The 23,940-nt window shown below is 74.5% G+C and carries 26 protein-coding genes; 16 read left to right on the plus strand and 10 right to left on the minus strand.

Annotated features, from left to right (window positions below; genetic code table 11):
• The first annotated feature begins 178 nt into the window (after positions 1-178).
• Positions 179-1,012 carry a YhjD/YihY/BrkB family envelope integrity protein gene (locus BS73_RS01300; protein ID WP_063836879.1) on the plus strand — a complete coding sequence of 278 codons (834 nt, stop codon included), beginning with the start codon at positions 179-181 and terminating at the stop codon, positions 1,010-1,012.
• Between the two features lie 117 nt (positions 1,013-1,129).
• Here the strand turns inward: BS73_RS01300 and BS73_RS01305 are convergent, their stop codons facing one another.
• Positions 1,130-1,954 carry a tyrosine-protein phosphatase gene (locus BS73_RS01305; RefSeq protein WP_051939016.1) on the minus strand — a complete coding sequence of 275 codons (825 nt, stop codon included), beginning with the start codon at positions 1,952-1,954 and terminating at the stop codon, positions 1,130-1,132.
• Between the two features lie 162 nt (positions 1,955-2,116).
• On the opposite strand from BS73_RS01305, the gene BS73_RS01310 reads away from it, so the two are divergent.
• The 3 genes from BS73_RS01310 to lpdA all read left to right on the plus strand — a co-directional run bounded on the left by BS73_RS01310 (position 2,117) and on the right by lpdA (position 4,518).
• Entirely contained in the window at positions 2,117-2,596 is a 480-nt protein-coding gene (locus BS73_RS01310) for an SRPBCC domain-containing protein (RefSeq protein ID WP_037569425.1), read from the plus strand.
• Positions 2,593-2,928: an ArsR/SmtB family transcription factor gene (locus BS73_RS01315; protein WP_051939020.1), complete on the plus strand. Its 336-nt coding sequence runs from the start codon at positions 2,593-2,595 to the stop codon at positions 2,926-2,928. Before BS73_RS01310 ends, BS73_RS01315 begins: the two co-directional genes overlap by 4 nt.
• A gap of 180 nt (positions 2,929-3,108) precedes the next feature.
• A complete protein-coding gene (gene lpdA / locus BS73_RS01320) occupies positions 3,109-4,518 on the plus strand; it encodes a dihydrolipoyl dehydrogenase (protein WP_037568609.1) in 1,410 nt (469 codons plus the stop codon).
• Positions 4,519-4,592: 74 nt separating this feature from the next.
• On the opposite strand, the gene BS73_RS01325 is transcribed toward lpdA, so the two are convergent.
• The 6 genes from BS73_RS01325 to BS73_RS01350 all read right to left on the minus strand — a co-directional run bounded on the left by BS73_RS01325 (position 4,593) and on the right by BS73_RS01350 (position 10,198).
• Entirely contained in the window at positions 4,593-5,579 is a 987-nt protein-coding gene (locus BS73_RS01325) for a DMT family transporter (protein ID WP_200886629.1), read from the minus strand.
• 67 nt (positions 5,580-5,646) lie between these two features.
• Positions 5,647-5,982: a protease inhibitor I42 family protein gene (locus BS73_RS01330; RefSeq protein WP_051939024.1), complete on the minus strand. Its 336-nt coding sequence runs from the start codon at positions 5,980-5,982 to the stop codon at positions 5,647-5,649.
• A 114-nt stretch (positions 5,983-6,096) separates the two neighbouring features.
• Positions 6,097-7,272 (minus strand): 5-methyltetrahydropteroyltriglutamate--homocysteine S-methyltransferase, encoded by a 1,176-nt coding sequence (locus tag BS73_RS01335; RefSeq protein WP_051939026.1) that lies wholly within the window; start codon positions 7,270-7,272, stop codon positions 6,097-6,099.
• A gap of 52 nt (positions 7,273-7,324) precedes the next feature.
• Positions 7,325-9,079, minus strand: a complete 1,755-nt coding sequence (locus tag BS73_RS01340; protein ID WP_037568610.1) for a hypothetical protein — start codon at positions 9,077-9,079, stop codon at positions 7,325-7,327.
• A gap of 83 nt (positions 9,080-9,162) precedes the next feature.
• Complete coding sequence (locus BS73_RS01345) at positions 9,163-9,894, minus strand: hypothetical protein (RefSeq protein ID WP_152617471.1); 732 nt, start codon at positions 9,892-9,894, stop codon at positions 9,163-9,165.
• Positions 9,895-9,943: 49 nt separating this feature from the next.
• Positions 9,944-10,198: a hypothetical protein gene (locus BS73_RS01350; protein ID WP_037568614.1), complete on the minus strand. Its 255-nt coding sequence runs from the start codon at positions 10,196-10,198 to the stop codon at positions 9,944-9,946.
• Between the two features lie 115 nt (positions 10,199-10,313).
• Between BS73_RS01350 and BS73_RS01355 the strand changes: the two genes are divergently transcribed.
• From BS73_RS01355 to hutH, 10 genes are all read left to right on the plus strand, one after another.
• Positions 10,314-11,000 carry a TetR/AcrR family transcriptional regulator gene (locus BS73_RS01355; protein ID WP_063836881.1) on the plus strand — a complete coding sequence of 229 codons (687 nt, stop codon included), beginning with the start codon at positions 10,314-10,316 and terminating at the stop codon, positions 10,998-11,000.
• A complete protein-coding gene (locus tag BS73_RS01360; protein ID WP_037568615.1) occupies positions 10,993-12,657 on the plus strand; it encodes an FAD-binding dehydrogenase in 1,665 nt (554 codons plus the stop codon). The genes BS73_RS01355 and BS73_RS01360 overlap by 8 nt, the downstream gene beginning before the upstream one ends.
• Before the next feature lie 77 nt (positions 12,658-12,734).
• A complete protein-coding gene (locus BS73_RS01365) occupies positions 12,735-13,511 on the plus strand; it encodes an SDR family oxidoreductase (RefSeq protein ID WP_037569431.1) in 777 nt (258 codons plus the stop codon).
• A 239-nt stretch (positions 13,512-13,750) separates the two neighbouring features.
• Positions 13,751-14,275 carry a winged helix-turn-helix transcriptional regulator gene (locus BS73_RS01370; RefSeq protein WP_037568617.1) on the plus strand — a complete coding sequence of 175 codons (525 nt, stop codon included), beginning with the start codon at positions 13,751-13,753 and terminating at the stop codon, positions 14,273-14,275.
• A 25-nt stretch (positions 14,276-14,300) separates the two neighbouring features.
• Entirely contained in the window at positions 14,301-14,819 is a 519-nt protein-coding gene (locus BS73_RS01375) for an SRPBCC family protein (RefSeq protein WP_037568619.1), read from the plus strand.
• 20 nt (positions 14,820-14,839) lie between these two features.
• Positions 14,840-15,907, plus strand: coding sequence for an LLM class flavin-dependent oxidoreductase (locus tag BS73_RS01380; protein WP_037569432.1), 1,068 nt, complete (start codon positions 14,840-14,842; stop codon positions 15,905-15,907).
• Positions 15,908-16,036: 129 nt separating this feature from the next.
• Entirely contained in the window at positions 16,037-16,708 is a 672-nt protein-coding gene (locus tag BS73_RS01385) for a trimeric intracellular cation channel family protein (protein ID WP_051939028.1), read from the plus strand.
• Positions 16,709-16,823: 115 nt separating this feature from the next.
• Entirely contained in the window at positions 16,824-16,973 is a 150-nt protein-coding gene (locus tag BS73_RS38050) for a hypothetical protein (RefSeq protein ID WP_161789617.1), read from the plus strand.
• A 47-nt stretch (positions 16,974-17,020) separates the two neighbouring features.
• Positions 17,021-17,791 carry an IclR family transcriptional regulator gene (locus BS73_RS01390; protein ID WP_037568621.1) on the plus strand — a complete coding sequence of 257 codons (771 nt, stop codon included), beginning with the start codon at positions 17,021-17,023 and terminating at the stop codon, positions 17,789-17,791.
• Positions 17,792-17,908: 117 nt separating this feature from the next.
• Positions 17,909-19,450, plus strand: a complete 1,542-nt coding sequence (gene hutH / locus BS73_RS01395; RefSeq protein ID WP_037568623.1) for a histidine ammonia-lyase — start codon at positions 17,909-17,911, stop codon at positions 19,448-19,450.
• A gap of 100 nt (positions 19,451-19,550) precedes the next feature.
• Here the strand turns inward: hutH and BS73_RS01400 are convergent, their stop codons facing one another.
• Positions 19,551-20,009 (minus strand): MarR family winged helix-turn-helix transcriptional regulator, encoded by a 459-nt coding sequence (locus BS73_RS01400; protein WP_037568624.1) that lies wholly within the window; start codon positions 20,007-20,009, stop codon positions 19,551-19,553.
• A gap of 104 nt (positions 20,010-20,113) precedes the next feature.
• On the opposite strand from BS73_RS01400, the gene BS73_RS01405 reads away from it, so the two are divergent.
• Complete coding sequence (locus tag BS73_RS01405; protein ID WP_200886609.1) at positions 20,114-21,385, plus strand: Bcr/CflA family efflux MFS transporter; 1,272 nt, start codon at positions 20,114-20,116, stop codon at positions 21,383-21,385.
• A gap of 103 nt (positions 21,386-21,488) precedes the next feature.
• Here the strand turns inward: BS73_RS01405 and mftR are convergent, their stop codons facing one another.
• On the minus strand, positions 21,489-22,118 hold the full coding sequence (gene mftR / locus BS73_RS01410; protein ID WP_200886610.1) for a mycofactocin system transcriptional regulator: 630 nt from the start codon (positions 22,116-22,118) through the stop codon (positions 21,489-21,491).
• A gap of 9 nt (positions 22,119-22,127) precedes the next feature.
• A complete protein-coding gene (locus BS73_RS01415) occupies positions 22,128-23,729 on the minus strand; it encodes a GMC family oxidoreductase (protein WP_037568626.1) in 1,602 nt (533 codons plus the stop codon).
• A 52-nt stretch (positions 23,730-23,781) separates the two neighbouring features.
• Here BS73_RS01415 and mftA point away from each other — a divergent pair, with 52 nt between their 5' ends.
• Positions 23,782-23,928 (plus strand): mycofactocin precursor MftA, encoded by a 147-nt coding sequence (mftA, locus tag BS73_RS36970; protein ID WP_063836882.1) that lies wholly within the window; start codon positions 23,782-23,784, stop codon positions 23,926-23,928.
• The last annotated feature ends 12 nt before the right edge of the window (positions 23,929-23,940 follow it).

Consider the following 23,940-nt stretch of genomic DNA (forward strand, 5'->3'; position numbering starts at 1 on the left):
GGCGGGGCGGGGGCGGGCACCCGGCTGAGGGCTGCGGCTGCGCCCAGCGGGTGACGGGGCGTACGGTCCCGCGCGGGGCAGCGGGTCCGGCCAGGTGCCGGGGGTTAGCCTCGGTGCGGAGGCGGCCGAAGCGGGAGGCGGCGAAAGCGGGAGGCGCGGAGTGCGCGACGGAGGGCGCATGGGGCCGGTCCTGCGCTGGGGCGCCGGGCTGTGGCAGCGCGGCCAGCAGCTGGAACTGCTCCACCGGGGCATGGGCTTCGCGGCGCTCGGCGTGGTGACCATGATGCCGCTGCTGGTACTGGTCGCGGACGCGATCCCCACCGAGCACGCCAGTTTCGCGCAGTGGCTGATCGACGGAATGGGCCTTGAGGGGCAGCCGGCGGAGTCGGTCCGGAGCCTCTTCGCCTCCCCGGGCCGGGTGCTGGGCACCACCAGTGTCCTCTCGCTGGTGGTGCTCTGGTTCTTCGGTCTGTCCTTCGCGGGCAGCGTGCAGACCGGCTACGAGAAGATCTGGGGGCTGCCGAGCGGGCCCTGGCACAAGGTGTGGCGGCAGGCGCTCTGGCTGGTCCTGGTCACCCTCTACCTGGACGCCACGGCGCAGAGCTGGAACCTCCTCGGCAACTCGAACTGGGAGGAGAGCCTGCGCTTCCTCTCCACTGTGGGCACGGGGGTGCTGTTCTTCTGGTGGGGGCCGCACTTCCTGCTGGGCGGCCGGGTGCCGTGGCGCTCGCTGTGGTGGGGGGCGGTCGCCACCGTGCTGGGGCTGATCGGGCTGCGGGGGTTCTCGGTACTGGTCTTCTCCCCGCTGCTGGTCTCCAACGCGGTGACGTACGGGGCCGCGGGGGTGCTGCTGGTGGTGCAGTCCTGGCTGGTCGGAGTCGGCTTCGTGGTGTACGGCGGGGCACTGGTGGGGGAGCGGCTGAGCCGCCGCGGGGTGCGGGTCGACGAGCAGGGGCGGGAGATCCCCGAGGAGGTCGACGCCTCACCGGGCGACGGTGCTTCGGACGAGTGACGGTGCCTGCCGGGGGCGAGTGAGCGCCGGACTGACGGGGCGCCGGACCGCTGGACCGCTGGACTGTCGGGCCGTCGGGTCGGCCGCCGGGCCCGCAGGTTCGGGGCCGGCGGGCCGTCAGACCAGCAGCCGGGTGCGGAGGTCGTCGACGGTGCTCGCGGGGACGCCGAGTCGTTCGGCGAATCCGTGGAGGGAGCCGTAGTCGGTGTCCAGTCGGTTCAGGAAGCGGGTCATGGTGTGGCGTTTGGCCTCGCGGATGGAGCGGGGGATGCGGTCCCAGTGGCCGTTGCCGGTGTCGTCGCCCGTGTCGTCGCCGGACTGGCCGGCGCGGATGCTCGCGGCCCAGCGGGCGGTGGCCTCGTCGCTGAGCGCGTAGTCCTCGATCAGGTCCCGGTTGGGCACCCCGAGGAGACCGAGGACCAGGGCGGCCAGGATGCCGGTGCGGTCCTTGCCGGCCGCGCAGTGGAAGAGGGCCGGGAGGTTGTGCGGGGAGGAGAGCAGCTCGATCGCCGAGCGGAAGGCGGTCGCGCCCTCCTCGCTGTGCACCAGGTCGTAGTAGTGGTCGGCGGCGACGTCCTCGCCGTCCATCTCCTCGGGGCTGAGGGCCGACCAGTCCGGCAGGACGGTGAAGACCGGGAGGTGGTGGCGGCGGCCGGTCCAGGCCGGGGGCGGGGACCAGGCGCGCTGCTCCACCTCGGCGACGCTGCGGAGGTCGACGACGGTGGCGATCTCCAGGGAGAGGAAGGAGGGGGCGCCGTCGTCGGTGATCCGGTGGAGGCCGTCCGAGCGGAAGAGGGTGCGCCAGGCGACGGTTCGTCCGTCGCGGGTCTGGTAGCCGCCCAGGTCACGGAAGTTGAAACAGCCGTCCACCGGGACGAATCGGGTGCCGGCCTCCGGTTCGGAGGCCGGCGGCGCTTGGGTGGGGAACGCTTGCTCGACCATTCCGGGAGGCTATGCGGCCGGGGGCCGCGCGGTCCAGGGTGCACCCTCTGCCGGGGCGGTCGGGGAGAAGGGATGTGCAACCTCGGGGTTGCGTTTCGGCGAGGTGATGTGCAACCATGAGGTTGCGAATGGACGACCTGACTGTGAAGGGGTGTGGTCGTGATGGCTGACCAGGGCGGCCGACGGGACGGGATCGAGCGGGAGATCACGATCGGGGCCCCGCTGGACCGGGTGTGGGAGCTGGTCTCCCAGCCCGGCTGGTTCATCGGCGGGCCGGACGGCGGCACCGCCGGTCAGAAGCGCTCCCGCGAGGGCGGTCTGGACATCGTCGAGGACCCCCGCTACGGGCGGTTCGGGGGCCGGCTGGAGGCCTCGGACCCGCCCAGGTACCTCGCCTACCGCTGGGCGGCCCTCAAGCCCGGCGAGGCGCTGGACCGGAGCAAGGGAACCCTCGTGGAATTCTGGGTGGAGGAGAGCGGCGAGGGCACCACCGTCCGGGTCCTGGAGACCGGCTTCGAGGAGCTGGACCTCTCCGACGAGGAGCGGCGGAAGGCCGTCGAGGGCAATGCCGAGGGCTGGCGGATCATGATGGACGTGCTGCGAAAGCGGGCCCTCTCGGGGGTGGGGGAGGACGCGGAGTGACCGAGTCGACCGGCGAGGACGGGATAGGAGCCGTCTTCTCGGCGCTGGCCGATCCGACCCGGCGCCGGCTGCTCGACTTCATCGCGACCCTGGGCGAGGCGAGCGCGACCCGGCTGGCCGAGCGGCTGCCGGTCTCCCGGCAGGCCGTGGTCAAGCACCTGGTCGCGCTGGAGGCGGCCGGTCTGGTCGAGGCGCGGAAGAGCGGACGTGAGGTCCGCTACCGGGTGCTGCCGGAGCGGCTCACCGCCTCCGCGCAGTGGCTCGCCGCCCGGGCGGAGGCCTGGGACGCCCGGCTCGCGCTGCTCAAGCGCGCGGCGGAGGAGGCCGGTTGACGGTACGTCGGCGGTGGCTCGGCGGGAGCTCGGCGGTGCGTCCGACGGTACGTCGGACCGTAGGTCATGCGGCACGTCGGGCGGTACGTCCGGCGGTACGTCCGGCGGCGCGGTGATCGCGTCGGGGAGGGGCCGTGCCGCTCGCGGCGGGCCCGGCCCGGGGGCCGTATCGTGCGGGGTATGAGTGAACACTTCGACGTGGTCGTACTGGGAGCCGGACCGGGCGGTTACACCGCGGCCGTACGCTGCGCCCAGCTGGGGATGTCGGTCGCCGTGGTCGAGGAGAAGTACTGGGGAGGGGTCTGCCTCAACGTCGGCTGCATCCCGTCCAAGGCGCTGCTGCGCAATGCCGAACTCGCCTATCTGGTCGGCCACGAGGCCGAGACCTTCGGCATCCGGATCGAGGGCAAGGTCGGCTTCGACTACCGCGAGGCGTTCACCCGGAGCCGCAAGGTGGCCGACGGGCGGGTGCGCGGCATCCACTACCTGATGAAGAAGAACAAGATCCAGGAGATCCACGGCCGCGGCTCGTTCACCGACCCCCACACCCTCTCCGTCAGCCTTCTCGACGGGGGCACCCAGAGCGTCACCTTCGACCACTGCATCATCGCCGCCGGCGCCACCACCAAGCTGCTGCCCGGCACCTCGCTCAGCGAGCGGGTCGTCACCTACGAGGAGCAGATCCTCTCCGACGAGCTGCCCGAGTCGATCGTGATCGCCGGGGCCGGGGCGATCGGCGTCGAGTTCGCGTATGTGCTGCGGAACTACGGAGTGCGGGTCACCCTGGTCGAGTTCCTCGACCGGATCGTGCCCACCGAGGACGAGGAGGTCTCCGCCGAGCTCCTCAAGCGCTACCGCAAGCTCGGGGTCGACGTCCTCACCTCCACCCGGGTCGAGTCGATCATCGACCCGGAGGACCGCTCGCAGAAGGTGCAGGTGCACGTCACCACCGGCGGGCAGCGGCAGGTGCTGGAGGCCGACAAGGTCCTGCAGGCGATCGGCTTCCAGCCCCGGGTGGAGGGCTACGGCCTGGAGAACACCGGGGTGCGGCTCACCGAGCGCGGGGCGATCGACGTGGACGGGCGGATGCGCACCAGCGTCCCGCACATCTTCGCGATCGGTGACGTCACCGCGAAGCTGATGCTGGCGCACACCGCCGAGGCGATGGCCATGGTGGCGGCCGAGACCATCGGCGACGCCGAGACCATGGAGATCGACTACCGGATGGTGCCGCGGGCCACCTACTGCCAGCCGCAGATCGCCTCCTTCGGCTTCACCGAGGCGCAGGCCCGCGAGGCGGGCTACGACGTCCGGGTGCAGAAGTTCCCGTTCAGCGCCAACGGCAAGTCCAACGGGCTGGGCGACACGGTGGGCTTCGTCAAGGTGATCGCCGACGGGAAGTACGGCGAGCTGCTGGGCGCCCATCTGATCGGGCCCGAGGTCACCGAGCTGCTGCCGGAGTTGACCCTGGCCCAGCAGTGGGACCTGACGGTCCACGAGGTCGGCCGGAACATCCACGCCCACCCCACCCTGGGCGAGGCGGTGAAGGAGGCCATCCACGGGCTGGCCGGCCACCTGATCAACATGTAGCGGGGGGCGAGGCGTCAGGCAGCCGGGCGTCAGACGTCAGGCCGTCAGGCGTCGGGGCGTCGGGGCGTCTGCTGTCAGGGCGCCCAGCGCTCCTCGGGGCCGGACTCCCCCGGAGCGTCCGGCCCCGAGGCCTTCGCGCGGGCGCTCGCTCCCGGGTTCGCTTCGGTGGGCGCGTCGGTGGTGGCCTCGGCGCTCGCGTCGGCGTCGGGGGAGATCACCGAGGCGAGCGGGGAGCGGGAGAGGATGACGCAGCCGACCGCGATCACCCCCAGCGCGACCACGATCGGCAGCAGCCACCAGCCGGTGCGGACGGTCTCCCCGAAGAGGGTGACGCCGTAGGCCACGCTGATCACCGGGTCGCCCAGGGAGAGCACCGGCTGGGAGACCGCCAGCGATCCTGCCTGCAGCGCGTTCTGCAGCAGGAAGAGCGCCCCCACGCCGGCCGCCGCGGTGGCGTAGAGCTGCCAGGCGGAGAAGAGGGCGGCCGGCCCACGGCCCTCGTCCAGCAGGGCCATCGCGTCCTTCATCAGCGCGGCGGTCAGGGCGTAGCCGCAGGCGGCGCCTAGGGCGAGGAGGGCCGCCCGGGAGCGGGAGCTTCCGCGCATCGCCGCCGACACCACCAGGAACTCGAAGCCGAGGGTGACCACCAGGGTGGGGATCCAGATCCACCCGCTGCTCACCGACTCGCTGCCGCCGCCGGGCGCCGCCATCGCCATCGCCGCGGCCAGTCCGCCGGCGATCAGCACCACCCCGGTCCAGGTGCGCCGGGAGACGCGGCGGTGGAAGACGAAGCCGGCCAGCAGCAGGGTGGCGGGCAGTTCCACCACGAAGATCGGCTGTACCACCGCGATCGGTCCGGTGGCCAGCGCCACCGCCTGGCAGATCGCGGCCAGGATGGTCATCGCGATCCCGCCCAGCCAGACCCGCTGCCGCAGCAGGTCCCGGATCAGCGACAGCCGCATCGCGTCCGAGCTCGGTGTGTTCGCCGCGGCACGGCGCTGGAGCACCGAGGCGGTCCCGTTGGCCACGGCGGTGAGCAGGGCGAAGACGACACAGATCACCACCCCATCATGCGGAACCACCCGCACCGCTCCGCTTCTGGCGCGCCGTCAGGTGCGCCGTACGCCGTCAGCCGGGCACCACCCGCAGGGTGAAGGCGCGGGCGGGGGAGGCCTCCCAGGGGCGGCGGTACTGGAGGAGCAGTTCCGAGGGGGCCCGGCTGTCCGGCAGCACCCGCAGCCGGACCGCCCGCTCACCGGTGGGCGGGCCCGGCCGCGGGGCGCCGCCGCCCGGCAGGGCCGCGGGCGGAGTGAAGAACTCCTCCAGGACCTCGAGGCCGCGCCCGACCGAGGTGACCGCCCAGCGGTAGCCGGTACCGGAGTTCTCCGGAACCCGCACCACGATCTCGTCCCCGGCCGCCGCCGTCACCTCGGTGTCGTTCTGGGTCACCTGATGCACCGTCATCGCCGCGCGCCTCCCGCACCATGCCGCACCGCGCCGCTCCCCCACTGGGAAGGCTAACCTCCGAGGCGGGGGCGCGGGGGCCGAACGCGGGCGGCCGCGGCGGGCAGACGGTGCTCAGAGCGCGCCCCAGACCTCCGTGGCGGTCTCCACGATCAGCTCCAGCTTGCGGCGCTGGTCGTCCGCGGTGAGCTTGTTGCCCTCGACGGTCGAGGAGAAGCCGCACTGCGGGGAGATGCACAGCTGGTCGAGGTCGACGTAGCGGGCGGCCTCGTCGATCCGCCGCTTCAGGGCGTCCTTGCTCTCCAGCTCCGGTCGCTTCGTGGTGACCAGGCCCAGCACCACCCGCTTGCCCTTGGGCACGAACCGCAGCGGGGCGAAGTCGCCGGACCGCTCGTCGTCGTACTCCAGGAAGAAGCCGTCCACGTCCAGCCCGCCGAAGAGGGCCTCGGCGACGAAGTCGTAGCCGCCGCTGGCCACCCAGGAGGAGGCGAAGTTGCCCCGGCACATGTGGGTGGTGACGGTCAGGTCCGAGGGCCGGCCGGCCAGCGCGCGGTTGATGGTGGCGATGTAGGTCTCGTGCTGGTGCTCGGCGTCGCCGCCCAGTCCGGCGACGTACTGCCGCTGCTCGGGGTCGTTGAGGTAGGCCAGGCTGGTGTCGTCCAGCTGGAGGTAGCGGCAGCCGAGGCGGTGGACCCCCTGGATCTGCGCGGCGTAGGCGGCGGACAGGTCGGCCCAGAAGCCCTCCAGCTCGGGGTAGACGTCGGCGGAGATGGCGGTACGTCCGCCGCGGTAGTGCACCATGCTCGGCGAGGGGATGGTCAGCTTGGGCGTGACGCCGCTGCCCGCGGTGTCCCGGAGGAACTCGAAGGCCTCCGCGAAGACCGTCCTCGGCAGCGAGATCCGTTCGGTGACGTGGGCGGCCGGCGGGTTGAACTCGATGTCTCCCTCCGGGTTGTGGAAGGTGACGTGCAGCCCCTCCTCCTCGACGCGTTCGATGCCGCCGAGGGAGTAGATGAAGTCCATGTGCCAGCTGGCGCGCCGGAACTCGCCGTCGGTCGCGGTGCGCAGTCCGGCCTCCCGCTGCATCGCCACCACCTCGCGGATGGCGGTGTCCTCGGCGGCGCGCAGCCCTGCCGCGTCCAGCTTGCCCGCGGCGTACTCCTCGCGGGCGCGTTTGAGCTCGGCCGGTCGCAGCAGGCTGCCGACGTGGTCGGCGCGGAACGGCGGCCGGGCGGAGGGCGTACCGGCGGGCTGGGCGGAAGCGGCGGATGATCCATTCGTCTCAACCATGCCCGCCACCCTGCCCCGGGAGCAGCCGCCGGACAAGTGCCCTGACGGCGGGTCACTCGCCGTGGAAGCCGCCCTCCTCGCCGCCGATGCCGCCGTGCTCCCCCTCGCCGGGCTGCGGGAGGTGGACGCAGCCGGTGCAGGGGTGGCTGCCGGTCTCCACCCCCTGCGACTGCTGCGCCAGGTGGACCGCCCCGGCCAGCGGCGCCTCGCCGTCGGCGCGCTTCTGCTCGGGGTCGGTGCCGGTCAGGTCGTGGGCGGCCATCAGGTCGTCGGTCAGCTGGGCGTCGGCGGCCAGGCGCAGCGCGGTCGGGTCGGGATCGACCAGGGTGTCCGCGGCCGGCGGGCGGCGGATCCCACTCGCGCGGACCGCCCGCTCGACCCGGGCGGTCCAGGCCAGGAAGCGGTCCCGCAGCGGCGACTCGGCCAGCCCGTCCAGATACTCGCGGACCACGCCGAGCGCCTCGCTGCGGCCGAGCGGGAGGGAGTCCAGCGCGCTGGTGACCGCCGTCGCGGTCAACTCGGCGGCGAGGTCGCGTAGTTCGTCCCGCTCGTGCTCCTGCTGTGCGGCCCGGCGCTGCTCGGCCCGGTCCCCGGCCAGCCGGGTGTCCAGCTGGCCGACGCCGGGCGGGGGGTCGGCGTAGGGGGCGGTCTCCTGGCGGAGGACGGCGTCCGAGGCCGGCTCCTGCGGGGCCGGGGGGCGGTTGGTGATGCTCTCCGGCAGCTGGTCGTACGCCGTCGGGTCGGCGGCCCGGGCGGCGAGGAGGCCCAGCCGATGGGCGAGCAGCAGCTCGGCCGGGGCGGCGCCGTCCCGGCCGTGGTCGGGGGCCGGCTCCGTCTCGTGGATCTCCAGCACCATCTGGGCCAGGACGGCGGGCCGGGGCGCGCGGGGGGCGAAGCGGGCGATGACCGAGCGGTAGAACGCGGACTCGCCCTCGGCCTGGAGCTCCTTGCGCAGGGAGACCGTGTAGTGGGCGCGGGCCTGGCGGGCGAGGAGCCCGCCGACGGCCGGCGGCGCGGCCAGTCCCACGAAGACCACCAGGACCAGGGCGATCCGGGTCACGGTGAGGCCGCGGTGGAGGGCGTTGACCGCGGGGGTGACCCGTCGGGTGCGGCGGCCGGTCAGGGCGCGCAGGGCCGCGCGGCCGAGTGCCCGGCCCGGCAGCAGAAGGGCCGTCAGATATCCGGCGGCCAGCAGGGCGTAGCAGAGCGCCCAGGCCCACCAGGGCAGGTCGGCCAGCGCCGCCGCGTGCTCGGCGACCCCGTGCACCAGGGTCATCTCGGCGGGGGCGAGGTCCAGCAGGTTGCCGAGCCAGACCAGCAGCAGCACCAGCACCGCGCCGAGCAGCAGGGCCAGCACCACGTCCGCGGCGGCGGAGAGGGCCGCCCGCTCCGAGGCGGCGAGTCGGCGCCAGAGCGCGACGCTGTACCAGACCATCAGCAGGAAGAGCGGCGCCTCCCAGACGCCGCCGAGGATCTGGCCGGCGAAGAGGAGGAACGCCGGGAAGGCCACCGCGGGGAGTTCGATGGTGGCGCGGGCGCGTACCGCGAGAGCCTGCGGGGAGGCGGCGGCCAGGCGGTCGATGCGGGTGCGCAGCCCGTGGGCGGTGCCGATGGCGAAGACCAGGGCGGCGGCCGTCCCGCCCAGCCAGTGGAGGGCACCGCCGAGGTTCTGGGCCAGCCGGTCGGGGGTGTCCCGACCGAGCTGGATCAGCAGGATCAGCCAGACGGCCGCCGGTATCGCGCCCGCCACGTGGGCCACGGCGAAGACGCTGGTGCGGCTGGGGATCAGCAGGATCAGGAACCACACGCACAGTACGACCAGCGCACCGCTGGTCAGCCGCTGCCCGACGTCGCCGGTGCGGGGGAGGAGGAGCAGCAGCAGAGCGGCCGTCAGATATCCGGCGGGGACGGCGGCCAGGACCCAGGCGATCCGGCGGCGGCCGGCCGCGCGGACGGCCTCTCGGTCGGCCTCTCGGGCGGCCTCTTGAACAGGCCTCTGAGCTGCTCCTTGTGCGGCTTGTGCAGATTGTGCGGCCCCTTGACGGACTCCTCGGCCGGGCCCTGGGCCCGCCGCCGGATCGGCCACAGGGTTCGGCCCCAGGCCGGCGCCACCCCCGGCCCGGCGGTTGCGCCGGCCGCGCAGGCGGGCCCCGCCCGGCGGCGCCGGGGGCGGCCGAGGAGCTCGGGCCAGAGGGCCGCCAGCACCGGCACCCAGGCCGCGGCTATGGCGGCCAGGCTGCGCAGCACCCAGCCGGCCCCGGTCGCGGCCGCCGAGCCGGGCCAGTTGTCCAGCGCGACCCAGCAGGCCAGCACCAGTATCAGCAGGCCGGTCAGGACGGGAACCGCGATCCGGGCCGAGCGCCGGACGCGAGCTCGCCCGAACCGCTGCCACCAGGCCCGGAGTCGCGGTGCCAGCAGCATGGCCAGCCCCGCGGCGCCGGCCGCGAGGAGGCCGCCCACCGCGGTGAGCAGCAGGGTGAGCAGGGGCAGCGCGACCGGGCCCCGTGCGGGGAGCCGCCAGAGGAGCGCGGGCAGCAGGCCCGCCGCGCAGCCGAGCCCGGCCAGGCCCGGCCATCCGAATCTCGTCGCGACCGCCCGCGACACCGTCCCCCGTCGCCCCATGCGGCAACTCTAGCGAGGGGGTACGACAGGCCGGGGCCTCTTGCGTCCGCTAACCGGCCTGCCGCGCGCGGGCGGTGAGCCCGTACTCCAGCTCCGCGTCGTCGACGGTGACCGCCTCCACCGCGCCGGTCGCGGGGTCGATGTCGGCGACCACGCCGTGGCCGGCGTAGCGCGGGTAGCCGGAGGCGCCCAGTCGGCCGGTGTCCTCCACCGTGGCGGTGCGGATCGGGGTGGGGACGTCGCCGTCGGTGTACTCGGGCAGCAGCTCGACGAGATAGCGGGTCGGATGCGCGAGGGTGCTCATGCGCCCCACGGTAGGCGGGGTCCGGAGGCCCCGCCCCCCTTGTCGATGCATTCGTGTATCCGATACGTTCGCGTATCGAACGCCGGTCCGTCGGAGCCCGAGGGAGGTGCGAGCGATGACGCTCACCGCGCGGCGCGCCCGCACGCGCCGCCTGCTGCTCGACGCCGCGCTGCACGTCTTCGCCGAGGAGGGCTTCGGCCGCTCCACCGTCGAGCAGGTCTGCGAGCGGGCCGGCTTCACCCGCGGCGCCTTCTACTCCAACTTCACCTCCCTGGAGGAGCTCTTCCTGGAGATGTGGGCCGAGCGTTCCCGGCACATGGTCCAGGAGCTGCGCGCGCGACTGTCCGAACTCCCGGACTCCGCCGAGCCGTTGGAGGTGCTCCGGGCCGCCCTGCGGGCCACCCCGGTGGACGGCCCCTGGTACCGGGTCACCGCCGAGTTCACCGCCCACGCGCTGCGGCAGCCCGACCTGCGCGAGGTGGTCGCCGCCCGTGAGGAGTCCATCGCCAACGCGCTGATGCCGCTGGTCGTCGGCGCGCTGCGGCGGGTCGGGCGGACCGTCCCGGACCGGCAGGCGCTCGGCCAGGCGCTGGTCGCCGTGCACGACGGCACGATGGGCCAGGTGCTGCTGGCGCCGGACGGGCCCGACGGGCCGGCGGCGCGACTCGCCGAGCAGCGCCGCGAGCAGCTCTTCCTCCACGTCCTCTACGCCTACAGCCGCGGCGGCGACGACGGCGGCGGCGGTGGCGGCGCCCTCTTCGAAACCGACCCGAACCCGAGTGAGGACACAGCGGATGTCTGACACGGCCGATGTCATCGTGGTGGGGGCCGGCCTGGCCGGCCTGGTCGCCACCTACGAACTCACCCGCGCCGGACGGCGGGTGCTGGTCCTCGACCAGGAGAACGAGGCCAACCTCGGCGGCCAGGCCTTCTGGTCGCTCGGCGGGCTGTTCATGGTCGACACCCCCGAGCAGCGCCGGGTCGGCATCCGCGACTCCTACGAGCTCGCCCTCGACGACTGGCTCTCCTCGGCCGGCTTCGACCGGGAGCGCGAGGACCACTGGCCGCGCCGCTGGGCGGAGGCGTACGTGGCCTTCGCCGCGGGCGAGAAGCGCGCGTACCTCCACGAGCTGGGGCTCCGGGTGACCCCGCAGGTCGGCTGGGCCGAGCGGGGCGCGGGGGTGGCCGGCGGGCACGGCAACTCGGTGCCGCGCTTCCACATCACCTGGGGGACCGGTCCCGAGGTGGTGCGGGTCTTCCGGGAGCCGGTGCTGGCCGCGGCCGAGCGCGGCCTGGTGGAGTTCCGGCACCGGCACCGGGTGGACGGCGTCATCGTGGAGAACGGCGCCGCGGTCGGCGTGCGGGGCACGGTCCTCGAGCCCTCGGACGCCGCCCGCGGAGTGGCCTCCTCGCGCGGCGAGGCGGGGGAGTTCGAGCTCCGGGCCCAGGCGGTGGTGGTGACCAGCGGCGGCATCGGCGGCAACCCCGAGCTGGTGCGGAAGAACTGGCCGGCCGACCGGCTCGGCCCGGCGCCCCGCTCGATGATCACCGGTGTGCCGGCGCACGTCGACGGCCGGATGCTCGGCATCGCCGAGGAGGCGGGCGCCTCCGTGGTCAACCGCGACCGGATGTGGCACTACACAGAGGGCATCAAGAACTGGGACCCGATCTGGCCGGACCACGCCATCCGGATCATCCCGGGCCCGTCCTCGCTCTGGCTGGACGCCGAGGGGCGGCGGCTGCCCGCCCCGTACTTCCCCGGGCACGACACCCTCGGCACCCTCAGGCACATCATCGGGACCGGGCACGACCACACCTGGTTCCTCCTCACCAGGACCATCGTGGAGAAGGAGTTCGCGCTCTCCGGCTCCGAGCAGAACCCGGACGTCACCGGGAAGGACCTGCGGCAGGTGCTCTCCCGGGTGAAGAAGGGCGCGCCCGGCCCGATCCAGGCCTTCCTCGACCACGGCGAGGACTTCGTGGTCCGCCCGACGCTGCGTCAGCTCGTGGACGGGATGAACGCGCTCACCCCGGACGGGCCCGAGCTCTCCTACCAGCGGATCGAGCGCGAGGTCACCGCGCGGGACCGGCAGGTGGACCACGGCTACGGCAAGGACCTCCAGTTGATGTCGATCCGCAACGCGCGGGCGTACTGGCCGGACCGGATCACCCGGGTGGTCAAACCGCACCGGCTGCTCGACCCGGCGCACGGGCCGCTGATCGCGGTGCGGCTGCATCTGCTGACCCGCAAGACCCTGGGCGGACTCGAGACCACCCTGGACTCGCAGGTGGTGCGGCCGGACGGGAGCGTCTTCGAGGGGCTCTACGCGGCCGGCGAGGTCGCCGGGTTCGGCGGCGGCGGGGTGCACGGGTACAACGCGCTGGAGGGGACGTTCCTCGGCGGCTGCATCTTCTCCGGGCGGGCGGCCGGCCGCGCGCTGGCGGGGAGGCTGTCGTGACGGGGACGGGGACGGGAACGGGGACGGCGGCGGAGCCGGGGGCGGCCGACGCGGCCGCGGCCGGCCGCGGGCGGGCGCTGGTGACGGGGGCCTCCTCGGGGATCGGGGCGGCCACCGCGCGGGCGCTGCTGGAGCGCGGGTACGAGGTGCTGGGCACCAGCCGGAGTCCGGAGCGGGTGGCCGACCCGATCCCCGGAGTCCGCTACCTGGCGCTCGACCTGACGGACGATCGGTCGATCGAGCGCTGCGCGGCCGCGGCCGGGGACGTCGACGTGCTGGTCAACAACGCCGGGGAGAGCCAGAGCGGGCCGCTGGAGGAGCTGCCGGCGGAGGCGCTGCGGCGGCTCTTCCAGACCAACGTGCTGGGCGCCGTCCGGCTCACCCAGCTGCTGACGCCGGGGATGCGGGAGCGGCGCCGGGGCCGGGTGGTGATGGTCGGGTCGATGCTGGCCAGCTTCCCGCTGGCGTACCGGTCCTCGTACGTCGCCTCGAAGGCGGCGGTGAAGGGGTTCGCGGACGCGGCGCGGCGCGAACTCTCGCCCTGGGGCGTGTGGTTGACCACGGTCGAGCCGGGGTCGATCGCCACCGGGATCAGTGAGCGGCGGACCGAGTACCTGGCGGAGGGATCGCCGTTCGCCGAGGAGTACGGGCGGATGCTGCGGGCCCTGAACGCCAACGAGGCGGCGGGGGTGTCCGCGGAGCGGGTGGCCTCGACGATCCTGCGGGCGGTGGAGGCGGCACGGCCGCGCCCGCTGTACGCGGTGGGCAGCAACGCGCGGTTGGTGTTCCCGTTGCGGCGGATGCTGCCGCGGGCGGCGGTGCTGCGGGTGGTCGCACGCAAGCACGGGCTCTGAGGGGGCGCGAGGGAACGGCCCGGACAACCGCCGGCGGGGCGCGGGCGGCGGGGTCTCCGGGCCACCGCAGGCCGGCCGCCGCCGGGCGGGGGCGTCGCGGATGGCCGGGGGCGCGGGACACCGCACCGCCGGGGCGTCCTCGCGGGGCCGCTTCGGGAGGCGCGCGGGTTGCTCCGGGCGCCCGGGATGAGCGCTGCGCGCTGCGTCGAGTGACGTGGCGGCGACCTATCCTGGCGCGCATGAGACGGACCTCCTTCGCGCATTGGCCCTGCTCGATCGCGCGCACCATCGATCTGCTCGGCGATCCGTGGTCCCCGCTGGTGCTGCGGGAGGCCTTCTACGGGATCACCCGGTTCGACGGGTTCCAGGAGTCGCTGGGCATCGCCCGCAACACCCTGGCGGACCGGCTCGCCCGGCTGGTGGAGCAGGGGCTGCTGGAGCGGAGCCCGTACCAGACCGATCCGGTGCGGCACGACTACCTCCTCACCGAGAAGGGCCGGGACTTCTATCCGGTGCTGCTGGCGATGAGCGGGTGGGGCGATCGCTGGCTGAGCGGGGAGCAGGGGCCGCCGATCGTCCACTATCACGCCGCCTGCGGGCAGGAGGCCGAGGCCGCCGTGGTCTGCGGCCACTGCGGCAAGCCGATGACGGCGGAGAACACCGTCTCCCGGATGGGCCCCGGCTACCCGCCGCGGTTGGCGGAGCGTCCCGAGGTCCGGGCGCGGTTCGCGGAGGAAGCGCGGGAGGGATCTCTTGACGGCTAAGTCCTAATACGAAACTCTGCTGGTCATGGAATGGACTGGTGCTCGTTACGCGGACTGTCCCACCGTTCAGGCGGCCGTCGTGGTCGACGCCCCGCCGGGCCGGGTCTGGCGGCTGGTCTCCGATCCGACGGCGATGCCCCGCTGGTCCGCGGAGCTGCGCGCGGTGCGCTGGCTGGACGGGGCGCGGGAGGCCGCGCCGGGCGCCCGCTTCGAGGGGAGCAGCGCCCATCCGGCCCTGGGGGAGTGGTCCACCGTCTCCCGGGTGGAGAGCTGCGAGCCCGAGCACTGCTTCGCCTGGGCGGTGCAGCGGGACGGTGAAGAGCCCGGCGCCCGCTGGCGGTTCACCCTCCGGCCGACCGGGGACGGGGGCACCGAGCTCGTCCAGTGGGCCCAGCTCGGGCCCGGTCGCTCGGGCCTCTCGCTCGCCATCGAGCGGATGCCGGAGAAGGAGCAGAAGATCGTCTTCGTTCGGCTGCGGGAGTTCGAGGAGTCCATCAACCGCACCCTGGCCCTCATCAAGCGGGAAGCGGAGGAGGGGCGTTGACGGCCCGTCAGCCGGGACGGCTGCGCACCTCCACCACCGTCGAGGCCTCCGGCGGTGACTGGCGGGAGACCGCCGACTTCGTCCTGGAGGCCGAGCGGCTCGGCCTGGACGTCTGCTGGGTGGCCGAGGCCTGGGGCTCCGACGCGGTCTCGCCGCTCGGCTACCTGGCCGCCCGCACCGAGCGGATCCTCCTCGGCTCCGCCGCGATCCAGCTCGCCACCCGCACCCCGGTCGCCCTCGCGCAGGCCGCGATCACCCTCTCCGCGATGAGCGGCGGGCGGTTCCTGCTGGGCCTCGGGCCCTCCGGTCCGCAGGTGATCGAGGGCCTCCACGGGGTCCCCTTCGACCGGCCGCTGACCCGGATGCGGGAGACCGTGGAGATCGTCCGGCTGGCCGCCTCGGGAGAGCGGATCGACTACCGGGGACGGGAGTTCACCATCCCCCGCCCGGGCGGGGAGGGCCGTCCGATGCGGCTCTCCGCCCGCGCCGAGCAGCCGATCCCGGTCTACCTGGCCGCCCTCTCGCCGAGGATGCTCCGGCTCACCGGTGAGGTGGCCGACGGCTGGCTCGGCACCAGCTTCGTGCCGGAAGGCTCCCGCGCCGCCTACTTCGACCACCTCGACGCGGGCCTCGCCGCCGCCGGCCGCAAGCGCGCCGAGCTGGACGTCTGCCAGGGCGCCGAGGTCGCCTTCGCCGAGGACGAGGAGGCGCTGTCGGCGATGGTCGCCGGCCGCAGAAGGGAACTGGCCTTCAGTCTCGGCGGGATGGGCTCGGCCCGGACCAACTTCTACAACGCGGCCTACAGCCGCCAGGGCTGGGCCGAGGTGGCCGCCGAGGTCCGCGAGCGCTGGCAGGCCGGCGACCGGGACGGCGCCGCCGCGCTGGTCACCGACGAGATGGTGCTGGCCACCACGCTGATCGGGACCGAGCGGATGGTCCGCGAACGGCTCCGGGTGTGGCGGGACGCCGGGGTCGACACCGTCCGCTTCTATCCGGCGGGCGACAGCCTGGCGCAGCGGCTGGACACGCTGGGACGCGCCGTCGAGCTCGCCCGGGAGATCGACGGGGAGATCGATCACGGGGGATAGACTTCGGCGCGGCAGCGCACGCCGCACCCGCGGTGCCGGCCACCCGGCGATACCGCGACACGGCAACACGGCAACACGGCAACACGGCAACACGGCAAGGCACGGCAGTGGAGGAGCCCGACCCCGGTGATGGAGCTCGCCACCGACACGATCACCACTGCCCAGAAGGTGGTCGACCACATCGCCACCTTCGCCTTCGCGGTCTCCGGCGCGCTGCTGGCGGTGCGCAAGAACTACGACGTCTTCGGCCTGGCCGTGCTCGCCTGCGCGGCCGCCGTCGGCGGCGGGGTGATCCGGGACCTGATCATCGCCCAGGGGCCGCCGATCGCCTTCGTGGACCAGAGCTACTTCTGGATCTCGGTGGCCGCGGCGGCCCTGATCTTCGTCTGGCATCCGCCCACCCGGCTCACCGGCTGGCCGCTGGACATCACCGACGCGGTCGGCCTAGGCCTCTTCTGTGTGACCGGCACGGTGAAGGCGTACCACAGCGGGCTGGGCGCGGTGCCCTCCGCGCTGCTCGGGATGGTCACCGCGATCGGCGGCGGGGTGATCCGCGACATGCTCGCCGGGGAGCAGCCCGGGGTGCTGCGCTGGGACCGCGACCTGTACGCGGTGCCGGCGCTGGTCGGGGCCTCGCTGACGGCGCTGATGCTGCACTTCGGCTGGTACCGGGTGGAGCTGAGCTTCTTCGCGGCCGCGGCCGCGCTGGTCGTCCGGCTGCTCGCGCTGCACTACCACTGGCACGCGCCGCGCGCCCGGGGCCCGTCCAAGCAGCGGGTGGACCCGGGTGAGGCGCCGTGACCGGGCCGCGAAAAACTCGTGAAAGAAATCGCGGTGTGGGGGGTGTGTAAACGTTCCGCGTGGGCAGGCGAGGCCTGACGGTATGGGGACATGCGGCACGAGAGGTGATCGGGACGTGGCAGGCGTGGAGGTCGTGTCGCGGGGGGACTTGATAGCGCTGGCGGTGCTCACCGCGATAGCCGTGGCGGCCGTCATCTACGCGGTGATCGGCTCCAGTCTGATGTCCCGCCGGCCACCGGAGGCGGAGCAGTTCGAGGAGCGCTGACCGGCCGGTCGGCCGGAAACCGATCACGTTGTGCATACCCTCGGGCCATGACCACCGTTCCGGCCGCCGCCCAGGTGCTGGCCATCCTGCGTTATCTGGCCCGCCAGGCCGCCCCGGTGCCGGCGGCGGCGATCAGCCGGGACGTCGGGCTGCCCCGCTCGACCACGTACCACCTCCTCAACACGCTGGCCGAGGACGGCTTCGTGGTCCACCTGCCCGAGGAGCGGCGGTACGGGCTCGGCGTGAGCGCCTTCGAGCTCGGCTCCGGCTACGCCCGGCAGGCCCCCTTCCAGCGGCTGGCCCGCGGGCCGCTGACCCGGCTGGTCGACCGCACCGGCCACAACGCCCATCTCACCGTGCTGCACGGGCGCGAGGTGCTCTACGTCATCGAGGAGCGCGCCCCCGGCCGGCCCTCCCTGGTGACCGAGGTCGGCGTGCGGCTGCCCGCCCATCTGCCGGCCAGCGGCCGGGCGATGCTGGCGCTGCTGCCCGGGCCGCAGCTGCGGGCGCTGTATCCGCACCCCTCCGCCTTCGTGGCCCGCACCGAGGCCGCCGGGCCGCGCTCGCTGACCGCGCTGCGCGGCGATCTGGTCGCCACCCGGCGGCGCGGCTACGCCCTGGAGGAGGGCGAGGTGACCCTCGGCTTCTCCTCCGTCGCCGCCGCGGCCCGCGACCACCACGGGCTGCCGGCCGCGGGGATCGCCGTCACCTACGAGACCGGCCGGCTCAGCGCCGACGAGCAGACCCGGCTGGCCGACGAAGTGGTGCGCACCGCACGGGAGTTGACCCGCCGGATCGCCGGTTCCGAGCGGTCCTGAGCGCCGGCCGGCCGTAGTCTGGGATACCGGACGGGGGCCGGGGAAACGTCTGGGATCCCAGACAGATGATCGTCGGGATGCGAAAGAAACAGCTTTGACCAGGTGTTCCATAGAGCCATGAGCGAAATTTCGATTTCTGTCGGCCCGCTCGCCCCGGCCGATGTGGTCGCTGTCGCCCGGGAGGGCGCGAAGGTGGCGCTGGCGCCCGAGGCGCTGGAGGAGATCTCCCGCGGGCGGAAGGTCATCGAGGACCTGGCCGGCGACGTGCAGCCGCACTACGGCGTGTCCACCGGCTTCGGCGCGCTGGCCACCCGGCACATCCCCACCGAGCTCCGGGCCCAGCTGCAGCGCAGCCTGGTCCGCTCGCACGCGGCCGGCTCGGGACCGGAGGTCGAGCGCGAGGTGGTCCGCGCCCTCATGCTCCTCCGGCTCTCCACCCTGGCCACCGGCCGCACCGGTGTCCGCCCCGAGGTCGCCCAGGCCTACGCGGACGTGCTGAACGCCGGCATCACCCCGGTCGTCCACGAGTACGGCTCGCTCGGCTGCTCCGGCGACCTGGCCCCGCTGGCGCACTGCGCGCTGGCCGTCATGGGCGAGGGGACCGTGCGGGACGCCGACGGCGTCGCGAAGCCGGCCGCCGAGGCGCTCGCCGCCGCCGGGATCACCCCGGTCGAGCTGCGCGAGAAGGAGGGCCTCGCGCTGATCAACGGCACCGACGGGATGCTCGGCATGCTGCTGCTGGCGCTGGACGACCTCCGCCGGCTGCTCCGCACCGCGGACATCAGCGCGGCGATGAGCGTCGAGGCCCAGCTCGGCACCGACCGGGTCTTCGCCGAGCACCTGCAGGCCCTGCGCCCGCACCCGGGCCAGGCCGACAGCGCTGCCAACCTCCGCGCGCTGCTCGCCGACTCGCCGATCGTGGCCAGCCACCGCGGTCCGGACTGCACCCGCGTCCAGGACGCCTACTCGCTGCGCTGCTCCCCGCAGGTGCACGGCGCCGCGCGGGACACCGCCGGGCATGCCGCCACCGTCGCCGAGCGCGAGCTGGCCAGCGCCATCGACAACCCGGTGGTCACGCTGGACGGCACGGTGGAGAGCAACGGCAACTTCCACGGCGCCCCGGTCGCCGCGGTGCTGGACTTCCTGGCGATCTCGGTGGCCGACGTGGCCTCCATCGCCGAGCGGCGCACCGACCGGATGCTGGACACCGCGCGCAGCCACGGGCTGAACGCCTTCCTCGCCGACGACCCCGGGGTGGACTCCGGCCACATGATCGCCCAGTACACCCAGGCGGCGATCGTCTCCGAGCTGAAGCGGCTGGCCGCCCCGGCGTCGGTGGACTCCATCCCGTCCAGCGCGATGCAGGAGGACCACGTCTCGATGGGCTGGTCCGCGGCCCGCAAGCTGCGCCGGGCGCTGGACGGGCTGACCCGCGTGGTCGCGGTCGAACTCCTCACCGCCGCCCGGGCCCTGGACCTGCGGGCTCCGCTGGAGCCCTCGCCGGCCACCGGCGCGGTGGTCGCCGGACTGCGGGCGGCGGGCGTGGCCGGCCCCGGCACCGACCGCTTCCTGGCGCCGGAGATCGAGGCGGCCGTCCAGTACGTGGCGAGCGGACGGGCGCTGGCCGCGGCCGAGGCGGTCACCGGGCCGCTGGCCTGAGGCTGGGCGGCGGAGTCCGGGCCCGCGGGCCCGGACGGTGCGCCGGCGGGCGGTCGAGCGCGGGGGACTCGGCCGCCCGCCGGCGTATCCGCGCGGGTGTTCAGGCGCGGCCGCGGAGCGCCGCCAGCGCCGCCGCCAGCCGGTCCAGGGCGGGGGCCGCCTCGGCCAGGATCCGCGCGTCCGCCTCCGGGAGCTGGGCCAGCGCCTCCCGGACGACCCGGGCCCAGCCCTCCTCGACCCGGCGGAGGTTGACCTCGGCCTGCTCGGTGGGGAAGAGCTGGACGGCCCTGCCGTCGGCCGGGTCGGAGCGGCGGAGCAGCAGGCCCCGCGCCTCCAGGGCGCGGACCGCCGCGCTGACGTTGCTCGGCTTCATGGTGAGCTCGCGGGCGACCCGGCCGGCGCCGACGCCGGGCTCCTGGATGGCGAGCTTCAGCACGTCCCGCTCTCCGGGCGGGAGGTGCTGGACCCCGGGGAACGTGGGGGCGACCCGGTGCAGCGCGCGCGAGGCGGCCTGGACGGCCGGGGCGAGCCCGGCCAGCCCCTCGGAGTTGTGCGGCATGCGGCCATGCTAACTTATTTATGATCCCATAAATGAATGGCGATCAATGGCGATGAAGGGCCCGGGCCGCGGCGCCGCGGCCCAGAGCGGGAGAGCAGGTCACCATGTCGGACACCCGGAGCCGGGGCGGACTGGGCGCCGCGGAGGGCGCCGAGGGCGCCGGCCGCGCCGGTCGCGTGGACGCCGGCGGCGAGGGCCGGATCAGCCTGCTGCTGCTCAGCGTGCTGGCGCTGCTCTCCGCGGTGGCACCCTTCGCCACGGACATGTACCTGCCCTCGTTCACGGCGATGGCGCACGACTTCCGTACCTCCGCGGCCGACGTCCAGCTGACCCTGACGGCCTTTCTGATCGGGCTGGCCGCCGGCCAGTTGGTGATCGGGCCGGTCTCGGACCGGCTCGGGCGGCGGCGGCCGCTGCTCCTCTTCTCCGCCCTCGCGGTGGCGGCCGCGGTGCTCTGCGCGCTGGCGCCCTCGGTGTGGTTCCTGATCGGGTTCCGTTTCGTGCAGGGGTTCGCGGGGGCCGCCGGGGTGGTCATCGGGCGGGCGGTGGTGGCCGACCGGGCCCGCGGTCGGGCGGCGGCCCGGGCGATGAGCGTGCTGATGAGCATCAACGGAGTGGCCCCGGTGGTCGCACCGCTGATCGGCGGGGCGCTGGCCGGCTCGGTCGGCTGGCGCGGGGTGATGTGGGTGCTCACCGGGATATCGGCCCTGATGTTCCTGGGCTCGCTGCTGGTGGTCGGCGAGTCGCTGCCGCCGGAGCGGCGGCACGGCGGGGGACTGGCGGCGACCGGGCGGCACCTCGGCACGCTGGTCGGCAACCGGGCGTACGTCGGCTACGGGCTGGCCTTCGCCCTCACCTTCGGCTGCCTGATGGCGTACATCTCGGCCTCGCCGTGGGTCTTCCAGAACGTGATCGGGCTCTCCACCGGGGCGTACTCGGTCACCTTCGCGGTGAACTCCTGCGTGCTGATCCTGGCCAGTGTGGTCAACCACCGGCTGGTGTCGCGGTTCGAGCCGGGGTCCGTGGAGGTGGTCGCGCAGGGGGTGGTGCTGGTCGCCGCCGCCGCGCTGGCGGTGCTGGTGCTGAGCGGCGCCGTGACGCTGTGGACCGTCGAGGGCACCCTGGTGGTGATGCTCTTCGGGGTCGGGCTGGTGATGAGCAACGCCAGCGCGCTCGCGGTGGGCGAGGCCCGGCGGATCGCCGGCACGGCCTCGGCGCTGATGGGCGCCGCCCAGTTCGGTCTGGGCGCGCTGGTCTCCCCGCTGGTCGGCCTGGGCGGGGCGGCGACCGCGGTGCCGATGGCGGTGGTGGTGCTGGTCTCCGCGGTGCTCGCGGCGGCGGGGACGGCGCTCGCCCGGAGGGCGCATCGGCGCTGACGGCTCTGCCCGGGCGCGGCCTGCGCCGGGCGGGCGCTCGCCTCCGCCCGGCGGATGTCCGCCTGCGCCTGCCTGCGCCCGCCTGAGCCCGCCTGCGCCAGGTCTACGCGCGGTCGAGGTCCGGGAAGGCGGGGGCCAGGCGGGCGAGGGCGGTGTGGAGGAGGTCGGCCAGTTCGGAGCCCGGGGTGCTCAGCCAGTGCTCGTAGGCGGCCATGGCGGCGCCCAGCGCGGCGTTGCCGACGAGGCGGGGCAGGAGGCTGTCCACCGGCAGGCCTGCCCGGCGGGCGGCGAACTCGGCGACCACGGCGCGCCAGGAGGCGTAGCGGAGGGTGGCGTCGGCCTGCAGCGTGGGGACGTTGAGGATCAGGTCCATCCGCTGGCGGTGCCAGGGGACGTCGGCGTCGTCGAAGCGGTTGAACTCGACGACCGCGGTACGCAGCGCGTCCATCGCCGGCACCTCGGCGGGGGCGCCCTCCAACAGCTCGCGGAGGCGGGAGAGCTGGGCCTCGAAGTCACCCCAGACCAGGTCGGCCTTGGAGGCGAAGTAGCGGAAGAAGGTGCGGCGGGCGATGCCGGCCGCGCGGGCGATGTCCTCCACCGTGGTCTGCTCGAAGCCCTGCTCGGCGAAGCGGGCGAAGCCGATCCGCTCCAGCTCGGCCCGGGTGGTCGCGCGCGGGCGGCCGGTTCGGGGGGCGGCGATCCGGGGGGTGGTGATCCGGGCGGCGGTCGGCACGGCCCAACTCTACGTTCCGGGGGCTGAGCGGGTGCCGGCCCGGATGGCCTCCGCGATGAGCTCGCCGATCAGCACGGCGGTGGCGGCGGGGCCGCGGGCGGGCACGTCCGGGAGGATCGAGGTGTCGGCGACGCGCAGGCCGCGCAGGCCGTGGACGCGGCCGTACTGGTCGACCGCCGGGCCGATCGGAACGGTGCCGCAGGTGTGCTGGGCGGTGGAGAGGTGCGCGGCGATCCAGCGGTCGAGCAGTCCGTCGTCGGCCAGGACCTCAGGGCCCGGGGTGCCGGGGGCCTGGGCGTTCGGGCCCGGGGCGTTCGGCGCCGGGGCGGGCGGTGGGCCGAGCTTGCCGAGGACCTCGGCGGCGGCGCGGACGCCGTACCGGAGGAGGCGGCGCTGCCTGGGGTGGGCGAGGTAGCCGTAGCGGACGCGCGGCGGGACGTCCGGGTCGGCGGAGACGGCGGCCAGGCCGCCGCTCGGCGGGATGGCCGCGGAGGCGGAGAGGAGGTAGGGGAGCGGTCCCGAGCCGCCGGGCGGGACCCGTCCGGACATCAGGGCGTCCATCGGCAGCAGCGACTGGAGGAGTTCCACCTCCCCGTCCGGGGCGGCCAGATGGAGGCAGCCGCCGAGCCAGCCGGCGGCCGGCGGCGGGCAGCCGGCCGGGGCGGGCGGGCCGGGGAGGACGAGCTGCGGATGGTCGGCCAGCCGGGCGCCGACGGCGGGGGAGTGGAGCAGCACCGGGATGCCGAGGGGCTCAAGCACCTCGCGCGGGCCGATCCCGGAGAGCTGGAGGAGGTGGGGGGTGGCGAGGGCGCCGGCGCTGAGGACGACCTCCCCCGCGGGGATCCGCAGACCGCCGCTCCGCGGACCGGCGCCGGTGCTCTGCCGCCGGACCTCGACGCCGCGGGCGATGCCGTGGGCGACGAGCACCCGCACCACCCGGTGGCCGGTCAGCACGGTGAGGTTGGGGCGGGACAGGACCTCCGGGGTGAGGTAGCTCAGCGCGGCGTCGCGCCGGACGCCGTCGGCCGTGTTGGTGGGGACCGGGCCGATGCCGGGCGGGGCCTCGGGGTCGTTCTTGTCCGGGTCCGGCGGGTGTCCTGCGGCCAGGGCGGCGTCGCGGAAGGCGGCGGAGGAGGGGTGGGCGTCCAGGTCGGTCCGGCGGACCGTCATGGGGCCGTGGCCGCCGTGGAGTGGGGACGGGCCCAGGTCCTGGTCGTGCTCCAGCCCGCGGAGGAGGGGGAGCACCGACGGATACGCCCAGGCCGGGTTGCCGGCCGCCGACCAGCGGTCGAAGTCGGCCCGGCGGGCGCGGACGAAGTAGCCGCCGTTGACGGCGGTGGACCCGCCGAGCGCCCGGCCGCGCGGTACGGACCAGGGGCGGGAGGCGGTCAGCGCCACCGGGAACCAGGCCACCGCCGGGCTGTCCGGCCGGGCGCCGGGCACCAGCCGGGCGTCCAGCAGGTCGGGACGGCCGGCGGGCCTCGCCGGCCCGGCCTCCAGCAGGAGCACCCGGATGCCGGGGTCCTCGCTCAGCCGGGCCGCGAGCGCGCATCCGGCCGCTCCGGCGCCGACGACGAGGACGTCCGGGACCCTTTCATTTTGGCACTCCATGCCAATAGTCTGCCCCTGCGCCCAGCCGAGCGCGAGAAGGAGGAACGTGCCGATGAACGACTCCGCGACTCTGACGGCCGCTCAGGTACCGCAGTCCGAGGCCGAGTTGGAGCAACAGGACGCCCCCGTCGCCGACCTCGTCGAATCGGACGACCTCGTCGAGGAGGTCTCCATCGACGGCATGTGCGGCGTCTACTAGGCCGGCGGCCCC

Source organism: Phaeacidiphilus oryzae TH49 (assembly GCF_000744815.1).
GTDB classification, from domain to species: Bacteria; Actinomycetota; Actinomycetes; order Streptomycetales; family Streptomycetaceae; genus Phaeacidiphilus; species Phaeacidiphilus oryzae.

What these genes read in the sequence shown, in the direction of transcription:
- BS73_RS01300 (WP_063836879.1), top strand. Translation starts at nt 179, where the DNA reads ATGGGGCCGGTCCTGCGCTGGGGCGCCGGGCTGTGGCAGCGCGGCCAG.
- BS73_RS01305 (WP_051939016.1), bottom strand. Translation starts at nt 1,954, where the DNA reads ATGGTCGAGCAAGCGTTCCCCACCCAAGCGCCGCCGGCCTCCGAACCG.
- BS73_RS01310 (WP_037569425.1), top strand. Translation starts at nt 2,117, where the DNA reads ATGGCTGACCAGGGCGGCCGACGGGACGGGATCGAGCGGGAGATCACG.
- lpdA (WP_037568609.1), top strand. Translation starts at nt 3,109, where the DNA reads ATGAGTGAACACTTCGACGTGGTCGTACTGGGAGCCGGACCGGGCGGT.
- BS73_RS01330 (WP_051939024.1), bottom strand. Translation starts at nt 5,982, where the DNA reads ATGACGGTGCATCAGGTGACCCAGAACGACACCGAGGTGACGGCGGCG.
- BS73_RS01335 (WP_051939026.1), bottom strand. Translation starts at nt 7,272, where the DNA reads ATGGTTGAGACGAATGGATCATCCGCCGCTTCCGCCCAGCCCGCCGGT.
- BS73_RS01345 (WP_152617471.1), bottom strand. Translation starts at nt 9,894, where the DNA reads ATGGGGCGACGGGGGACGGTGTCGCGGGCGGTCGCGACGAGATTCGGA.
- BS73_RS01350 (WP_037568614.1), bottom strand. Translation starts at nt 10,198, where the DNA reads ATGAGCACCCTCGCGCATCCGACCCGCTATCTCGTCGAGCTGCTGCCC.
- BS73_RS01355 (WP_063836881.1), top strand. Translation starts at nt 10,314, where the DNA reads ATGACGCTCACCGCGCGGCGCGCCCGCACGCGCCGCCTGCTGCTCGAC.
- BS73_RS01360 (WP_037568615.1), top strand. Translation starts at nt 10,993, where the DNA reads ATGTCTGACACGGCCGATGTCATCGTGGTGGGGGCCGGCCTGGCCGGC.
- BS73_RS01370 (WP_037568617.1), top strand. Translation starts at nt 13,751, where the DNA reads ATGAGACGGACCTCCTTCGCGCATTGGCCCTGCTCGATCGCGCGCACC.
- BS73_RS01375 (WP_037568619.1), top strand. Translation starts at nt 14,301, where the DNA reads ATGGAATGGACTGGTGCTCGTTACGCGGACTGTCCCACCGTTCAGGCG.
- BS73_RS01385 (WP_051939028.1), top strand. Translation starts at nt 16,037, where the DNA reads ATGGAGCTCGCCACCGACACGATCACCACTGCCCAGAAGGTGGTCGAC.
- BS73_RS01390 (WP_037568621.1), top strand. Translation starts at nt 17,021, where the DNA reads ATGACCACCGTTCCGGCCGCCGCCCAGGTGCTGGCCATCCTGCGTTAT.
- hutH (WP_037568623.1), top strand. Translation starts at nt 17,909, where the DNA reads ATGAGCGAAATTTCGATTTCTGTCGGCCCGCTCGCCCCGGCCGATGTG.
- BS73_RS01400 (WP_037568624.1), bottom strand. Translation starts at nt 20,009, where the DNA reads ATGCCGCACAACTCCGAGGGGCTGGCCGGGCTCGCCCCGGCCGTCCAG.
- BS73_RS01405 (WP_200886609.1), top strand. Translation starts at nt 20,114, where the DNA reads ATGTCGGACACCCGGAGCCGGGGCGGACTGGGCGCCGCGGAGGGCGCC.
- BS73_RS01415 (WP_037568626.1), bottom strand. Translation starts at nt 23,729, where the DNA reads ATGGAGTGCCAAAATGAAAGGGTCCCGGACGTCCTCGTCGTCGGCGCC.
- mftA (WP_063836882.1), top strand. Translation starts at nt 23,782, where the DNA reads ATGAACGACTCCGCGACTCTGACGGCCGCTCAGGTACCGCAGTCCGAG.